16 protein-coding genes are annotated in these 14,813 nt (G+C 56.8%); 9 read left to right on the plus strand and 7 right to left on the minus strand.

The annotated features are described in order from the left end of the window. The 4 genes from ACJ5NV_RS00005 to ACJ5NV_RS00020 form a co-directional block, all read right to left on the minus strand. A partial coding sequence (locus ACJ5NV_RS00005) for a hypothetical protein (protein ID WP_411641269.1) occupies window positions 1-249 on the minus strand: 249 nt, incomplete at its 3' end. 1 nt (window position 250) lies between these two features. Beyond that, the gene (locus ACJ5NV_RS00010; RefSeq protein ID WP_411641270.1) at window positions 251-709 is read right to left on the minus strand and encodes a Pycsar system effector family protein; all 459 of its coding nucleotides are present in this window, start codon (window positions 707-709) and stop codon (window positions 251-253) included. A 97-nt stretch (window positions 710-806) separates the two neighbouring features. Next, the gene (gene lepA, locus ACJ5NV_RS00015; protein ID WP_411641272.1) at window positions 807-2,606 is read right to left on the minus strand and encodes a translation elongation factor 4; all 1,800 of its coding nucleotides are present in this window, start codon (window positions 2,604-2,606) and stop codon (window positions 807-809) included. 202 nt (window positions 2,607-2,808) lie between these two features. Then, window positions 2,809-4,371 (minus strand): bifunctional metallophosphatase/5'-nucleotidase, encoded by a 1,563-nt coding sequence (locus tag ACJ5NV_RS00020; protein ID WP_411641274.1) that lies wholly within the window; start codon window positions 4,369-4,371, stop codon window positions 2,809-2,811. Window positions 4,372-4,525: 154 nt separating this feature from the next. Between ACJ5NV_RS00020 and ACJ5NV_RS00025 the strand changes: the two genes are divergently transcribed. Together ACJ5NV_RS00025 and ACJ5NV_RS00030 are read left to right on the plus strand one after the other, a co-directional pair. Beyond that, window positions 4,526-4,858: a DUF952 domain-containing protein gene (locus tag ACJ5NV_RS00025; RefSeq protein WP_411641276.1), complete on the plus strand. Its 333-nt coding sequence runs from the start codon at window positions 4,526-4,528 to the stop codon at window positions 4,856-4,858. Then, window positions 4,855-5,901 carry a quinone-dependent dihydroorotate dehydrogenase gene (locus ACJ5NV_RS00030; protein ID WP_411641277.1) on the plus strand — a complete coding sequence of 349 codons (1,047 nt, stop codon included), beginning with the start codon at window positions 4,855-4,857 and terminating at the stop codon, window positions 5,899-5,901. Before ACJ5NV_RS00025 ends, ACJ5NV_RS00030 begins: the two co-directional genes overlap by 4 nt. Here ACJ5NV_RS00030 and ACJ5NV_RS00035 read toward each other — a convergent pair. Genes ACJ5NV_RS00035 through ACJ5NV_RS00045 form a run of 3 tightly spaced genes read right to left on the minus strand, consistent with a single transcriptional unit; the run spans window position 5,833 to window position 8,133 of the window. Further along, window positions 5,833-7,209 carry an MATE family efflux transporter gene (locus ACJ5NV_RS00035; protein WP_411641279.1) on the minus strand — a complete coding sequence of 459 codons (1,377 nt, stop codon included), beginning with the start codon at window positions 7,207-7,209 and terminating at the stop codon, window positions 5,833-5,835. The two genes, ACJ5NV_RS00030 and ACJ5NV_RS00035, sit on opposite strands and share 69 nt — an antisense overlap. Continuing rightward, complete coding sequence (locus ACJ5NV_RS00040; RefSeq protein ID WP_411641281.1) at window positions 7,202-7,696, minus strand: PaaI family thioesterase; 495 nt, start codon at window positions 7,694-7,696, stop codon at window positions 7,202-7,204. Before ACJ5NV_RS00040 ends, ACJ5NV_RS00035 begins: the two co-directional genes overlap by 8 nt. Further along, window positions 7,693-8,133: a PaaI family thioesterase gene (locus tag ACJ5NV_RS00045; RefSeq protein ID WP_411641283.1), complete on the minus strand. Its 441-nt coding sequence runs from the start codon at window positions 8,131-8,133 to the stop codon at window positions 7,693-7,695. The genes ACJ5NV_RS00040 and ACJ5NV_RS00045 overlap by 4 nt, the downstream gene beginning before the upstream one ends. 110 nt (window positions 8,134-8,243) lie before the next feature. On the opposite strand from ACJ5NV_RS00045, the gene ACJ5NV_RS00050 reads away from it, so the two are divergent. The 7 genes from ACJ5NV_RS00050 to ACJ5NV_RS00080 all read left to right on the plus strand — a co-directional run bounded on the left by ACJ5NV_RS00050 (window position 8,244) and on the right by ACJ5NV_RS00080 (window position 14,809). After that, window positions 8,244-9,383, plus strand: a complete 1,140-nt coding sequence (locus ACJ5NV_RS00050; RefSeq protein WP_411641285.1) for a putative manganese transporter — start codon at window positions 8,244-8,246, stop codon at window positions 9,381-9,383. A gap of 64 nt (window positions 9,384-9,447) precedes the next feature. Next, entirely contained in the window at window positions 9,448-9,816 is a 369-nt protein-coding gene (locus ACJ5NV_RS00055; RefSeq protein WP_411641286.1) for a MerR family transcriptional regulator, read from the plus strand. A 238-nt stretch (window positions 9,817-10,054) separates the two neighbouring features. Then, window positions 10,055-10,456, plus strand: a complete 402-nt coding sequence (locus ACJ5NV_RS00060) for a MerR family transcriptional regulator (RefSeq protein ID WP_411641288.1) — start codon at window positions 10,055-10,057, stop codon at window positions 10,454-10,456. Between the two features lie 40 nt (window positions 10,457-10,496). Continuing rightward, a complete protein-coding gene (locus ACJ5NV_RS00065; protein ID WP_411641290.1) occupies window positions 10,497-12,275 on the plus strand; it encodes an acyl-CoA dehydrogenase C-terminal domain-containing protein in 1,779 nt (592 codons plus the stop codon). A 77-nt stretch (window positions 12,276-12,352) separates the two neighbouring features. After that, complete coding sequence (locus ACJ5NV_RS00070; RefSeq protein WP_411641291.1) at window positions 12,353-12,988, plus strand: glutathione S-transferase family protein; 636 nt, start codon at window positions 12,353-12,355, stop codon at window positions 12,986-12,988. 12 nt (window positions 12,989-13,000) lie between these two features. Beyond that, on the plus strand, window positions 13,001-14,212 hold the full coding sequence (locus tag ACJ5NV_RS00075; RefSeq protein WP_411641293.1) for an acetyl-CoA C-acetyltransferase: 1,212 nt from the start codon (window positions 13,001-13,003) through the stop codon (window positions 14,210-14,212). A 6-nt stretch (window positions 14,213-14,218) separates the two neighbouring features. Then, complete coding sequence (locus tag ACJ5NV_RS00080) at window positions 14,219-14,809, plus strand: hypothetical protein (protein WP_411641294.1); 591 nt, start codon at window positions 14,219-14,221, stop codon at window positions 14,807-14,809. Window positions 14,810-14,813 lie beyond the last annotated feature (4 nt).

Below are 14,813 nucleotides of genomic sequence, written 5' to 3' on the forward strand. Positions count from 1 at the left end.
TGGCAGAAGGTTGGGTAGCAGAGCAAAACGACGAAAAACTCTGGCCCTCAGTGGCAGAAGGTTGGGTAGCAGAGCAACTAAATTCGTTGAGTCATCCAAATCGGCATATAGGATCGTCGCGCTCAACTTCTTCCCGTGGTTGCCTAACCCAATACTCTTAGTTTCAGGGACGACCCGCGCTTCCGCATAACTCCATTGAGAAGAGAGAACACTTCTGACCCGATCTTCCAATTGTTCTTTAAGTGTCAATTTAGAACTCCAGCGCGACGCTTAGAAGCCACAACGGAGTTGCACATGCCAACCAGAAAATCGACAGTCTTATATTCCTATGCTTTTGTTGCGCAATCAGTGCATTTCGGTGAACTTGCTTCAAGATATCTTGGCGGAACGACGCTTCATCTGTTTCCATTACCTGCTTGGCAAAGTCCTCAGCAGTAGACTCTGCAATTCGACCAAAAAATATCACTGATGCTTCTGGGCCGTCCAGCTTGGGAGACAACGCCCACTTTGCAAAAAGCAAACTCACGGAAAGGAGAATAGTCGACATAAAGACAGGAACGTCCATCCAACTGAAATTTCCAAAATCTACCGACGCGCCCGACAATGAAATAGCAAGCATTGCTAATGGAAGTGGTCCTAGCACTGATAGTTTGCTATCAGCTTGTGAAATCCATGAAAGCTGCCTTTCCAACAACCATTCAAAATTCATAAGAATGTATCCATCTAAAGCCAAAAACTCCAAACGAGCGTGGCCGCAATTGGCGGCGCCAACAACTTGCCCGAACGCGCTCTAAAAATGGGCGGCTTTAGCTGTCCATTTTTAGAGCTGAAATAAATGCCTCCTGAGGTATATCAACTTTTCCGAACTGGCGCATCTTCTTTTTCCCGGCCTTCTGCTTGTCCAGCAGCTTGCGTTTCCGTGTCGCGTCGCCGCCGTAGCATTTGGCGGTCACGTCCTTGCGGAGGGCGGAGAGTGTCTCGCGGGCGATGACCTTGCCGCCGATGGCCGCCTGAATCGGGATCTTGAACATGTGGCGCGGGATCAGGTCCTTGAGCTTTTCGACCATGGCCCGCCCGCGCATCTCCGCCCGGTCGCGGTGGACCATCATCGACAGTGCATCGACGGGTTCATCATTCACCAGCACGGACATTTTCACAAGGTTATCCTGCTGGTAACCGGTCATCTGGTAGTCAAAGCTCGCGTAGCCTTTGGTTACCGATTTCAGCCGGTCGTAGAAATCAAACACCACCTCGTTCAGTGGCAGATCGTAGACCACCATCGCGCGGCTGCCCGCATAGGTCAGATCCTGCTGCACGCCGCGCCGGTCCTGGCAGAGCTTTAGCACGTCGCCCAGATATTCGTCCGGGACCAGAATCGTCGCCTTGATCCGCGGCTCTTCGATATGATCCACATGGGTCAGATCGGGCATATCTGCCGGGTTGTGCAGGTCGATCATTTCGCCGTCACGCATATAGACGTGATACACAACCGACGGTGCGGTGGTGATCAAATCAATATTATATTCCCGCTCGATCCGGTCGCGGATGACTTCCAAGTGCAACAGTCCCAAGAAGCCGCAGCGAAAGCCAAAGCCAAGTGCGGCGGATGTTTCCATCTCGTGGCTGAAACTTGCGTCATTCAGGGCAAGCTTTTCAATCGCATCGCGCAGGTCTTCGAATTCGGAACTGTCGACGGGGAACAATCCGCAAAACACCACAGGCTGCGCGGGTTTAAAGCCCGGCAAGGCCACGTCGGTCCCTTTGCGTTCGGATGTAATCGTATCACCCACCCGCGTATCGCGCACCTGTTTGATGGATCCGGTGATAAAGCCGATCTCGCCCGGGCCGAGTTCCGCGACATCCTGCATCTTCGGCCGGAACACCCCGATCTTGTCGATCCCGTGGATGGTGCCGTTGGACATGAATTTAACCCGGTCGCCCTTTTTCATCACCCCGTCGATGATGCGCACCAGCACGATGACGCCAAGGTAGCTGTCATACCAGCTATCCACCAGCATCGCCTTCAGCGGTGCGTCACGGTCGCCGGTGGGGGCGGGTAGCAGGTTAACGATGGCTTCCAGTGTTTCATGGATGCCGATGCCGGTTTTTGCGCTGACCTGAATTGCGCCGGATGCGTCGATGCCGATCACATCCTCGATCTGTTCGGCAACCCGGTCACATTCCGCCGCCGGCAGGTCGATCTTGTTCAGGACGGGTACGATTTCGTGATCCGCGTCAATGGCTTGATAGACATTGGCCAGTGTCTGCGCCTCGACCCCTTGGGTGCTGTCCACGACCAAAAGCGAGCCTTCGACCGCGCGCATGGAGCGGGAGACCTCATAGGCGAAATCCACATGGCCGGGGGTGTCGATCAGGTTGAGCACGTAATTTTTGCCGTTATCTGCAAGGTAGTCAATGCGCACCGTATTGGCCTTGATCGTGATCCCGCGCTCGCGCTCGATATCCATCGCGTCGAGCAGCTGTTCCTTCATCTCGCGGTCTGACACGGTGTTCGTGGACTGGATCAGCCGGTCGGCCAGCGTCGATTTCCCATGGTCGATATGGGCAACGATAGAGAAGTTACGGATATGCGAAAGGTCTGTCATGTGGTGTCACTGGCCTATGCGAGAGTAGTGTCTGTCAATGGCGCGATAGCAGAGCTTTTGCAAGGGGAACGATGCGGATTGCGTAGCGTATCCGGACCCGGCCCTGCATCAATTGCGTGCCATTTCGCTCGCAGACCCACTCCCTAAAAAAGCAAAAGCGCACCACGGTTTCCCGTGATGCGCTTCCCGTCACCATCCGCTATTATTTTACGGTGATACGTCCGTCTGTATATGGCGCGAACGGGCTGTTGGCCGCGATGTATTCTGCCAAAACATCGGCCACATCCGGGCCGAAATCATAGGCATTATTCGCATCAACAAACATTGCATAGCCGTCGCCGCCGTTCCGGACATAGTTGTTCGACACAACACCATAGACCTTTGCAGGATCAATTGGCGCATCGCCGACCATCACGTCGGAAATCCGCGATCCGGCCTCGGCTGCTGGGTCGATTGCGAATGTCATCCCAGCGACCTGCGGGAAGCGGCCTGCGCCCTCTTCCAATTGGCTGACCCCGTTTTCGAGGGCGGCGACGATAGCTTCACCGGTTACTTCGAATGTGGACAGCGTGTTCTGGAACGGCAGCACGGTCAGTACTTCGCCCATTGTGACCTCGCCCGCGTCGATGGAGGCGCGTACACCCCCGCCGTTCTGGATTGCGATTTCAACGCCTTGGTCTTTGACCCGCGCCAGCATCGCGTCGGCCACAAGCGTCCCCATCTGACATTCGCCTGCACGGCAAACCGTGCGGTCCCCTTCGATCGGGGCGGTGGTTTCGGCAACGATGCGGGTCTTCATCTCTTCGATGGGCCCGGCCAGTTCAGCGACCCGTGCCACCGTGTCTGCGTCTTCCTCAACGCTGGCATCCAGCAAAATCGTGTCGCCCGTGGCCGAGGTCACATTGCCGTCGTCGTCAAAGACCAGCGTCAGGTGGCCCACATATTTCGAATAGGCATAGGCCTGCACCACAGGCACATCCCCAACCATCGTGGGATAGGCCATCGCACCTTCTTCGGTGTTGGAAAAACGGGTGTGCGAGTGGCCACCAACAACCGCATCCAGCCCGTCAACCGCCGCGGCGATCTGTTGGTCTTTGGTTACCCCTACATGGGTCAGCGCGATGATCTTGTTCACGCCTTCTGCTTCAAGCGTGGCCACATCCGCGCTGAGGCTTTCGATCTCATCCGTAAAGATAACCGCCGCCGATGGGCTGGAGGTTTCGACCGTATCCACCGCCAGAGCTGAGACGATAGCGATCTTTTCGCCGCCCACTTCAAGCACCGTATGGTTTTCCACCTGACCCGCCAGCTCGTTTGAGCTGGAAACATCAAGATTGCCCGAGATTACCGGGAAAGATACATTGTCAGTCAGCTTGCGCAGACCTGCATCGCCATCGTCAAATTCATGGTTGCCCACGGCCATTACATCGAAACCGATTTGTTCCATGAACTCGGCTTCGACATCGCCTTTGTAGGTCGTGTAGATCAGGCTGCCCTGATATTGGTCGCCCGCGTCCAGAACGATCACGTTTTCGCCGTCCAGTTCTTCGCGCAGCGCGTTGATCTGTGTCACCACACGCGCGATGCCGCCAAAGCATTCGCCAGCGGCGTTATCTTCGGCGCTACAGGTCGAATCATATTTGCTGACCGGTTCGATCCGGCTGTGAAGGTCGTTGATATGGATAATGTGCAAGGTGTAGTCAGCCGCAGCCGTCCCTGCCGTCAGTGCAAGAGCACAGGTTGTAGTCAAAACACGCGAAATCATTGGATCAGTCCCCCAGTGTTGGAATATCGACAGATTGGCAACGCGCTTGGGCAGAGTCAAACGCGCAACGGGCATTCCCCCCTACGCTGACCTAATGTCACTTTGCCAGTGCCCATTGCTTGACCATCTTTCGTGAAACATCCATGACGCTGCCATGCTGATCTACAAAATTTTTCGTGCCGACGAATGGGCGGACCTGCAAGCCGAGGGCGAAACCGATGGCGCGCCTATCGACTTGACCGATGGCTATATCCATTTTTCGACCGCTGAAACGGTGGCAGAGACGGCGGCGAAGTATTTCACCGATATCGAAGGGCTTGTTTTGCTGGCTGTCGAAACCGATGGGCTGGACCCGCTGAAATGGGAACCAGCGCGTGCGGGTGTCCTGTTTCCGCATCTCTATCGCAAGCTGCGGCTGGCGGATATCGTCTGGGACGCACCCCTGCCGCTAATTGATGGCCACCATCAGTTTCCAGATCTGACATGAGCCTGATCGAACAACTGGGCCTGACTGCGCTGCGCCGTATCGATCCGGAAGTGGCGCATGGGCTGGCGCTGAAAGCGCTGAAAGCCGGTTGCGCCCCCCGTGGCGGGCCTTTTGCCAATGACAGGCTGCGCACGACGCTTGCCGGGTTAGACCTGCCCAATCCCATTGGTCTTGCCGCCGGGTTCGATAAAAACGCCACAGCGTTGCACGCGCTGTCTCGTACGGGGTTCGGGTTTGTTGAGGTTGGTGCCGCCACACCCCGCCCGCAGCCGGGCAATCCAAAACCACGGTTGTTTCGCCTGACCGAGGACCGCGCGGCGATCAACCGCTTTGGTTTCAACAATGATGGAATGGATGCCATCGGGCAAAGGCTGGCCGCTGGTCCGAAAAACCGGGTGATTGGCCTTAATCTGGGCGCCAACAAAGACAGTGCCGACCGTGCCGCCGATTTCGCCCGTGTGCTTGCCCATTGTGGTCCGCATATTGCTTTTGCTACCGTGAATGTGTCTTCCCCCAATACTGAGAAGCTGCGGGATTTGCAGGGTAAGGCAGCGCTTGGCGCATTGCTGGCCGGTGTGATGGAAGCAAAAGCGGCTCTGCCGATCCCGGTTTTTCTGAAGATCGCACCGGATCTGCGCGGCGATGAAATTGCTGAGGTGGCCGAGGTCGCCAATGCATCTGGCATTTCCGGCATTATTGCGACCAATACGACGCTCGACCGCGACAACCTGCACGGTTCCCATGCGAATGAGGCGGGCGGGTTGTCGGGTCAGCCGCTGTTCGAGAAATCCACCCGCGTGCTGGCGCAACTGGCCGGGCTGACAGATTTACCGCTGGTCGGGGTTGGCGGTGTCGGCAGTGCTGAACAGGCTTATCAAAAGATCCGCGCCGGGGCATCTGCCGTGCAGCTTTATACCGCGCTGGTCTATGGCGGACTGTCGCTGGTCGATGATATTGCAAAGGGTCTGGATGCCTTACTGGCCCGCGATGGTTTTGCGACCGTCGCTGATGCGGTCGGCACGGGCCGGGGCGACTGGACCTGAGGCTGCGGCCTCTAACCCCGGATATTTCCATGCCAGCGTCGCCCCACGCACGATGAAGCTGAACAACAGCCCCAGCCAGAGCCCGTGGTTACCGAAGGCTGCCATCAGCGGAATAACCGCGACGAAATAGGCGACGGACGAAATTACCATCATGTTGCGCATGTCTTTGGTGCGGGTCGCCCCAATGAATATGCCATCAAACATCCATGCCGCCACGCCAACAATCGGGGCCGCGACCATATAGGGCAGGTAAACGCGGGCGGTATCCTGCACCGCCTCTGCCTTGGCCATGACATCAATGATTGGCCCGCCAAAGACGGCAAAGCAAATCGCCAGAACAACGCAAATCCCCGCGCCCCAAGCAGAGCTGAGCAAGGCACTTCGGCGCAGGGTATCGCGCGCCTGTGCGCCCAGCGCGCGGCCAACCAGCGCCTCGGCCGCGAAAGCAAAGCCGTCGAGCGCGTAGGCGGTGACATTCAGGAATTGCATCAGGATCTGATTGGCCGCCAGTTGCACATCGCCAAAGTCCGACCCGAAGAACAGAAAGCTGACAAAGATCGCCTGCAATAAAACCGACCGGATCAGGATATCGGTGTTCACCAACGCCATATGGGTCAATCGGACCCTGTCAAAGACCAACGCTGCGGTCCGCCATGCCCTGCCGGCAAAGGCATCGCGGCAAAGCCACAGCCCAAGCGCAAGTCCCGCCCATTCAGCCATAAAGGTGGCCCAGGCCACACCCTGCACACCCCAATCGAGCCCCAGCACGAACCAGACGTCCAGACCGATATTTGCGCCATTCATCAGCACCTGAATGGCAAGGACAGCGCGGGTGCGCTCTTGTGCGATCAGCCAGCCCGTCACACCGTATAGCGCGATGGTTGCAGGGGCGGACCAGACACGGATGGCCATATACTGGCGCGCCAAGCTCTCGACCTCTTCACTTGCGGGCGACAGCCGGAAGGCCACGTCGAACAGCAAGACCTGTGCCGCGATGATGACGGCCCCTGCCCCTAGGCCGATCAACAATGCGCGTGATAGCAGCGCCTGCACCTCATCGGTGTCATCGGCGCCGCTGGCCTGCGCGGTCAGCCCTGTGGTGCCCATGCGCAGAAAACCGAAAATCCAGTAGATCGCAGACAGAATGATTGCCCCGATCCCGACCGCCCCAATCGGCGCGGCCTGCCCCAGCTGTCCCACCACCCCTGTATCGACAATCCCCAGGATCGGTACCGTCGCGTTGGACAGCACAATGGGTAATGCGATGGTCAGGACCCGCCGGTGGGTCAGTGGCACTTGGTCAGCCATCGCGTTGCGGCATCAGGAAATGGCCGGTTGCCTGCGCAAAGAGACGGCTGCGGTTATCCTGCCACGCCTCTACATGCACCGATGCATAGCGTCGGCCTGATCGGTTGACCCGTGCGCGCGCATAGGCATCGCGCGGCAGGCCAGAGCGCAGGTAATCCACGGTAAAATCAATCGTCTTCGGCAAGGCGATCCGCGGCGCGTCGTCTGACATCGTGCCGCTTTCCATATCTTCCCAGATCATGGCCCAGCTCAGTTCCATGATCGCCGTGACCTCAAGAAAGGCTGCAGTTACCCCGCCGTGCAGCGCAGGCAGTGTCGGGTTGCCGATCAGCTTGTCATCGTAAGGTAGGATCGCGGTCAATTCATCGCCGCGCCGATCGATCTGGATGCCCAGAAACTGGATGTAGGGTACACCTGAGACCAATTTTTGCAGTGTCGCGTCGCGGCGTTGTTTCACGACCTGTACGGGTTCGGGACGACGGTTCATTGCTTTGCCCTTTCGATGGTAAAGGCCCCGGTCGCTGTGGCAACCGGCCTGTCTGGATCGCCATCAATGGCCGTGGCCCGGATAAAGGCGACAGAGCGGGTGACGTGATAACATTCCGCTTTGGCGATGATCTTGTTGCCGGGCGTGGCGGGGCGCATATAGTCTATCCGCAGATCCAGCGTGGCTGTCGCAATGGGGGCTGCGGGATGCGACATGACTGCCGCGCCGCTGCATGTATCCATCAGCGCCGACACAGCCCCACCGTGGATCACACCGGTTTCGGGATCGCCTACCAGACGTGCATCATAGTCCATTTCGATCACTGCCATGCCATCACCGATTTCGGTCAACATCATGCCCAGCGCCTGAGCATGTGGAATAGCCTCGATGAATTTTCGGGCAATTTGATCAAGGCGCACCTTCTGCTCTGCGGACATCATCACTCCTTCGTGCGTAATTCAGGTCGGCTGCAAGTTGTCACTTGCCGTCAGGACTTCAAGTGCTATATGTGCAATTGAGAACCATTTGCAATAAGGAACACCCCCCGATGGCGACCGCCGCAAATACAGCCAGTTATGATATCCCCAAGCTGGTCGGCCCATTTCGTATGAATCGCTTGATTATCGCGTTGGTGATGCTGGCACTGGCCGTGGCCCCCGGAATATTGGGTGAGCTGACACGCGGCTTGATGACGGATGCCTATGTGCAGGTGTCTTCCTTTGTCGCGGCGACGCTGCTGCTGTTCTATGGGGCAGAACGGGTTTTCAATTTTGACATCGGTACATCGCTGAAAAACGCCAAGGGCTGGCAAGTTCCCCTGTCTGCATTGCTGGGTGCCACGCCAGGCTGTGGCGGTGCTGTCGTTGTGGTTGCGGCCTATTCGTCAGGGAATGTTGGTTTCGGCGCAGTGGTTGCTGCATTGACTGCGACCATGGGTGATGCGGCGTTTCTTTTGATCGCGACCCGCCCCGATGCGGCCATCGTTGTGCTGCCCTTGTCCTTTGCGGTCGGGATTATCTCTGGCTGGATTGTCGATGCAGTGTCGGGTCTGAATATGCCAGCAACAAATACGGGACAATGCGAACTGGCCCCGCTGATCGGGGAAACCCGGATCAAGGATTACCTGTTTCTGGCCTTTGCCATTCCGGGACTTGCCATCGGGGTCACGCAGCTTGCGGGTTATGATGTGGAACAAATCTACGGGTCGGTGCTGCCCGTAGTGGGGCTTGCCGGGACGGCGGTGGGACTGTTCATCTGGTCCACATCAACGCTACAAGCGATGACCAACGGCAATGACAGCCCGGTCACGCGGATGGCCGAGGAGACCGCTTTCATTTCGGTCTGGGTGATCGGGGCCTATCTTGCCTATGACTATCTGGTCGCTTTCACAGGTCTGGATCTTGAGACGACCTTTTCAGCGGTCGCGCCCCTGCTGCCCCTGATTGGCATCCTGATCGGGCTGGTGCCGGGCTGTGGGCCGCAGGTTCTGGTGACAACGCTTTATGTGAATGGGCTCATTCCATTTGCGGCCTTGGTCGGGAACGCGATTTCCAATGATGGTGATGCGCTTTTCCCCGCGATTGCCCTGAACCCCAAAGCGGCGCTGTGGGCGACGGTCTATTCAACCATACCTGCCCTAATTGTCGGCTACGGTTTCTACTTTTTGGCACCGGGTTTCATGAACTAAACCCTCTCTGTGACGTTGCCCCTCTGATACCGAAACGTTACGGTAGTCACCAAGGAGGGTCGCAATGTCCGAAAACCGTTTGTCGTTTAAAGAGATGTGCGCGAAATTCGACGTCACGCCGCGCACGCTCCGCTATTATGAGTATATCGAACTGCTGTCGCCCGACAAAGAAGGCCGTGCGCGTTTTTACGGCCCGAAGGAAGCGGCGCGTATGACATTGATCCTGCGTGGTCGGCGGTTTGGCTTTGCACTGGAAGACATCCGCCAGTGGCTGATGATCTACGAGCACCAAGGCAACGAAGCGCAGATGCGCGAATGGATCACCATGGCCGACAAGCAGATGATCGAACTGGCTGAGCAGAAAAAGCAGTTGGAAGACACGATGGCAGAGCTTCAGTCGTTGCGCGATGAAACCTTGGAAACGCTCGGGTAACTCCACATCATGGCGGCGTGGGTCAAGCGCGACTTCTGCGATTTCAGGCCCTATTCTGCGCTAATCTGAAATCTTGCCCCGTTTTTTTATTATTCCTTACCTTGCGTCATCTTTACTGACCTTTCGTCAACCGCAAAATGACGCCACGTTCCGTTTACGTTAACGTCAGCTTTGCTTGTAAGGTAGTATCTGACTCCGCAAATGCGTGCTTATCGAAACACGCATGAGGAATGAATTGATGACTGCCAACACAATGAATATCCGCGAAATGTGCGACGCCTTTGACGTGACCCCCCGGACGCTTCGTTTCTACGAAGCCAAGGAACTGTTGTTCCCGATCCGCGAGGGCCAGAAGCGTTTGTTCACGAAACGCGACCGGGCCCGTCTGAAACTGATCCTGCGCGGCAAGCGCTTTGGGTTCAGTCTTGAAGAAATTCGCCAGCTTTTGGATCTCTATCACATGAATGATGGGCAAGAGACGCAGTTGGCCAAAAGCTATGAGCTTGCCGAAAAGCACCTTGCCGACATGGAGGCCCAAAAGGCCGAACTGGAAGAGGCGATTGGCGAGTTGAAAGAACAAATGGCCTGGGGCGCGCAGAAACTCGCAGCGCTGGCCAAGGAGAAAACGGTCGCCGCCTGAAAAGCCGCGACCTTATATACAGGACCTGAGGGAGAGAAGCATGCCGATCTATAACGCACCAACCAAGGATATCCAGTTCGTTCTGCATGATCTTTTGCGGGTGAGTGAGCAGGATATCCCCGGCTTTGAAGATCTGGACCGCGAATTCACTGGCGCGGTTGTTGAAGAAGCCGGCAAAGTCGCAACCGAGGTCCTGCACCCGCTGAACGTCGTGGGTGACAAAGAAGGCTGTGTGCTGGAAAACGGCGTCGTGCGCACCCCAAAGGGGTTCAAAGACGCGTTCGAGCAGATGAAAACGGGCGGCTGGACCTCGATGGATTGCGATCCTGAATACGGGGGTCAAGGCCTGCCCTATGTGATGTATACTGCCGCGCAGGAACCGTTTGTATCATCAAACATGGCGTTCAATATGTATCAGGGCCTGACACATGGGGCCTATTCAGCGATCCATGCCCACGGCACTGATGCACAAAAGCAAAAATTCCTGCCCAAAATGGTCGAATGCGAATGGACAGGTACGATGAACCTGACTGAACCGCATTGCGGCACCGATCTGGGCCTGATGCGCACCAAGGCTGCCCCGCAGGAAGATGGCAGCTATAAAATCACTGGCCAGAAAATTTTCATCTCAGCGGGTGAACATGACCTGTCCGACAACATTATCCACCTTGTCCTTGCCAAAATCGAAGGCGGGCCAGAAGGGATCAAAGGCGTATCCCTGTTCATCGTTCCCAAATTCATCGTGAATGATGACGGCTCGCTTGGCGCACGCAATGGGGTTTCTGTCGGCAGCATCGAAGAAAAGATGGGCATCCACGGGAACTCTACCTGTGTGATGAATTATGACGAGGCGACTGGTTACCTGCTGGGCAGCGAGCATAAAGGCATGCGCGCCATGTTCACCATGATGAACGAGGCCCGTTTGGGTGTAGGTCTGCAAGGGTTCGCGCAGGCTGAGAGCGCCTATCAAAATGCGGTTGCCTATGCCAATGACCGCCTGCAAGGCCGCGCCGTGACCGGCGCAGAAAACCCAAATGGTCCTGCTGATCCGCTGATCGTGCACCCCGATATTCGTCGCAATCTGATGGATCAGAAATCCTTCGTCGAAGGCGCGCGCGCATTTACCTACTGGGGGGCTTATCTGATCGACCGCGCCCACCGGAACGATGACAAAGACGCCGACGGGCTGATTTCATTGATGACGCCCGTGTTGAAAGGCTTTCTGACCGACAAGGGTTTCGAATATGCCACTGCTGCGCAGCAGGTTTACGGTGGGCATGGCTACATCGAAGAATGGGGCATGTCCCAATATGCCCGCGACGCCCGGATCGCTATGATCTACGAAGGCGCAAACGGTGTGCAAGCGCTTGATCTTGTGGGCCGTAAGCTGGCGCAGGATGGCGGCAAACATGTGATGGCGTTCTTTGACATGGTGAAAACCTTCATCAAGGAAAACGAAGATAACGAAGCGCTGAAGACTGATTTTCTTGATCCGCTGAAAGCTGCATCAAAGGACCTGCAAGCTGCTGGGATGTATTTCATGCAAAACGGCATGAAGAACCCGAATAATGCGCTGTCCGGCTCCTATGACTTTATGCACATGATGGGCCACGTCTGTCTGGGCCTGATGTGGGCACGAATGGCCAAGGCCGCGATGGAGGCGTTGGAGGGCGGCGCGTCGGACACCGCGTTCTACGAGACGAAGATTGCGACAGGTCGCTATTACATGGCGCGCCAACTACCCGCGACGGCTATGCATTTGGCGCGAATCAACACCGGTGCCGACACTGTGATGGCGCTGGACGCCGCAAACTTCTAAGCTGATCAGAGGGCGCGGAAAACGCGCCCTCTTTCGACGCAAGCGGCGTCATCCGATTGGGTTGGGAGGCCTGTCATATGTCCATGAAACTGCATTGCTTTGCTGAAAGCGGAAACGCTTACAAGGTCGCACTGACCCTGACCTTGGCCGAAGAGCCATGGGAGCCTGTTTTTGTGGACTTCGCCAAGGGTGCCACCCGCAGTCCCGCGTTCCGCGCCCTTAATGTCATGGGTGAAGTGCCTGTTTTGGAAGACGGCGACACGGTGCTCAGCCAGTCCGGCGTCATGCAGGATTACATCAGCTCAAAAACCGGCAAACTGGGTGGCAAATCCGCGGCCGAACGGCGCGAAGTGCTGCGCTGGATGTTTTTTGACAATCACAAAGTCAGTGGCATTGCCGGCCCCTTGCGTTTCAATATGAACTTCCTACCGGAAGAGAAGCGGAATGCGGATGTGAACGCCTTTATGGCGATGCGCCTCGCCTCGGCGCTCAAGGTGATGGAGGCACATCTGGAGGGCCGTAACTGGCTGGCAGGAGACGAGATCACGATCGCCGACATCGCCTGCTGCGGGTATCTGTTCTATACAGAAGACTTCACCTTTGACCGTGCCGACTACCCCAATATCAACCGCTGGCTTGACGGCATTGCTGCGCAGCCCGGTTGGAAACACCCCTATGATTTGATGCAGCCCGCCTTAGGCGCGCCTGCGTAAACGGAGGAAACCATGACCGAAGCTTATATCTATGACGCAGTGCGCACACCGCGTGGCAAAGGCCGCAAGGATGGCAGCCTGCATGAGGTGACATCAACGCGCCTGTCTGCTGGCGTGTTGAACGCGTTGAAAGAGCGTAACAACCTTGACGGTCACGCGGTTGAGGATGTGATCTGGGGCAATGTCACCCAGGTGGGCGAACAGGGCGGCTGCCTTGCACGGACTGCTGTGCTCGCCTCTGATCTTGATCAATCAATCCCCGGCCTTGCCATCAACCGCTTTTGTGCTTCCGGCATGGAAGCCGTGAACCTTGCAGCAAACCAAGTGCGCGGCGGGGCTGGCAGCGCCTATATCGCGGGCGGCGTTGAAATGATGGGCCGCGTGGCGATGGGCAGTGACGGGGCGGCGATTGCCGTTGATCCTTCTATCGCGATGGACAGCTATTTTGTTCCTCAAGGGATTTCGGCTGATATCATCGCCACCGAATACGGGTTCACCCGCGATCAAGCCGACCAACTGGCGATGGAAAGTCAGAAGCGCGCTGCTGCTGCGTGGGAAGACAACCGCTTTGCCAAATCCATCGTGCCGGTGACCGATATCAACGGTCTGACCATTCTGGACCGCGATGAGTACATGCGCCCCGGCACTGATATGCAATCACTTGGCGGGCTGAACCCTGCGTTTCAGCAAATGGGCGAGGTGATGCCCGGCTTTGATAAAGTCGCGCTGATGAAATATCCGCATCTGGAAAAGATCAACCATATCCACCACGCCGGGAACTCTTCGGGGATCGTTGATGGCGCCGCCGGTGTCCTGATCGGGTCTAAGGAATATGGCGAGGCGATGGGCATCAAACCCCGCGCCGTGATCCGGGCGACGGCTAAAATCGGAACCGATCCAACCATCATGCTGACAGGCCCCGTGCCGGTTACGGAAAAGATACTTGCCGATAGCGGCATGGCGATTTCCGATCTGGACCTGTTTGAGGTGAACGAAGCCTTTGCGTCAGTCGTGCTGCGCTTCATGCAGGCTTTCGATGTCGATGACAGCAAGGTTAACGTCAATGGTGGGTCTATCGCGATGGGGCACCCGCTGGGTGCAACTGGCGCAATTATCATCGGAACCCTTCTTGATGAGCTGGAGCGCACCGGCAAAGGCACAGGACTCGCGACTTTGTGCATCGCATCTGGTATGGGGGCGGCAACGATCATCGAACGGGTGTAGGATGGGATGCGGCAGCCAAAATTAACGACGGCGCAGGAGATTTCAGAATACCTGTTGAAAGTAACGGCAGACGCCCTCTTGCAACAGGATTTCGAAAGCCTCGCCGCCGTCTTTGCTCTGCCGCATGTCATGACCACCGCAAGCTCGGAAATCCGGCTTTATACGCGCGATGATCTACGGACGACATTTGACCAGATGTGCCAGCATTACCAATCCCTTGATGTGACCGACTTGCAGCGCGTCTGCGAGGCGGCCGCATTCTACGGCCCGGACGAGGTGCGTGCGACCCATACGTCGCATGTGATTTCGCACGGGCGCGAGGTGACACCGGCCTTTCCGGTTTACTCTGTGCTGCGACGACATGACGGAAATTGGAAAATCATGTCTTCTGATTACGCATTGGGCAGCACTGATCCGATGGCTTCTGCACTGACACCGGCAACCAACCGCAACACCGAAGCGCGCTTGATCTACCAGCGCCATCTTGACCGGGCGACGGATGCAATGATGCGCAAGGATTTTGAAGCGTTTCGCAGGGTTATCGCTTTGCCACAAGATGCAGACCGAAACCGGTGTGCAAATCACGCGCGACATTGATGCC

The sequence above is a fragment of the Loktanella agnita genome (genome assembly GCF_046640325.1).
Classification (GTDB): domain Bacteria; phylum Pseudomonadota; class Alphaproteobacteria; order Rhodobacterales; family Rhodobacteraceae; genus Yoonia; species Yoonia agnita.

What these genes read in the sequence shown, in the direction of transcription:
- ACJ5NV_RS00010 (WP_411641270.1), bottom strand. Translation starts at nt 709, where the DNA reads ATGAATTTTGAATGGTTGTTGGAAAGGCAGCTTTCATGGATTTCACAA.
- lepA (WP_411641272.1), bottom strand. Translation starts at nt 2,606, where the DNA reads ATGACAGACCTTTCGCATATCCGTAACTTCTCTATCGTTGCCCATATC.
- ACJ5NV_RS00020 (WP_411641274.1), bottom strand. Translation starts at nt 4,371, where the DNA reads ATGATTTCGCGTGTTTTGACTACAACCTGTGCTCTTGCACTGACGGCA.
- ACJ5NV_RS00025 (WP_411641276.1), top strand. Translation starts at nt 4,526, where the DNA reads ATGCTGATCTACAAAATTTTTCGTGCCGACGAATGGGCGGACCTGCAA.
- ACJ5NV_RS00030 (WP_411641277.1), top strand. Translation starts at nt 4,855, where the DNA reads ATGAGCCTGATCGAACAACTGGGCCTGACTGCGCTGCGCCGTATCGAT.
- ACJ5NV_RS00035 (WP_411641279.1), bottom strand. Translation starts at nt 7,209, where the DNA reads ATGGCTGACCAAGTGCCACTGACCCACCGGCGGGTCCTGACCATCGCA.
- ACJ5NV_RS00040 (WP_411641281.1), bottom strand. Translation starts at nt 7,696, where the DNA reads ATGAACCGTCGTCCCGAACCCGTACAGGTCGTGAAACAACGCCGCGAC.
- ACJ5NV_RS00045 (WP_411641283.1), bottom strand. Translation starts at nt 8,133, where the DNA reads ATGTCCGCAGAGCAGAAGGTGCGCCTTGATCAAATTGCCCGAAAATTC.
- ACJ5NV_RS00050 (WP_411641285.1), top strand. Translation starts at nt 8,244, where the DNA reads ATGGCGACCGCCGCAAATACAGCCAGTTATGATATCCCCAAGCTGGTC.
- ACJ5NV_RS00055 (WP_411641286.1), top strand. Translation starts at nt 9,448, where the DNA reads ATGTCCGAAAACCGTTTGTCGTTTAAAGAGATGTGCGCGAAATTCGAC.
- ACJ5NV_RS00060 (WP_411641288.1), top strand. Translation starts at nt 10,055, where the DNA reads ATGACTGCCAACACAATGAATATCCGCGAAATGTGCGACGCCTTTGAC.
- ACJ5NV_RS00065 (WP_411641290.1), top strand. Translation starts at nt 10,497, where the DNA reads ATGCCGATCTATAACGCACCAACCAAGGATATCCAGTTCGTTCTGCAT.
- ACJ5NV_RS00070 (WP_411641291.1), top strand. Translation starts at nt 12,353, where the DNA reads ATGTCCATGAAACTGCATTGCTTTGCTGAAAGCGGAAACGCTTACAAG.
- ACJ5NV_RS00075 (WP_411641293.1), top strand. Translation starts at nt 13,001, where the DNA reads ATGACCGAAGCTTATATCTATGACGCAGTGCGCACACCGCGTGGCAAA.
- ACJ5NV_RS00080 (WP_411641294.1), top strand. Translation starts at nt 14,219, where the DNA reads ATGCGGCAGCCAAAATTAACGACGGCGCAGGAGATTTCAGAATACCTG.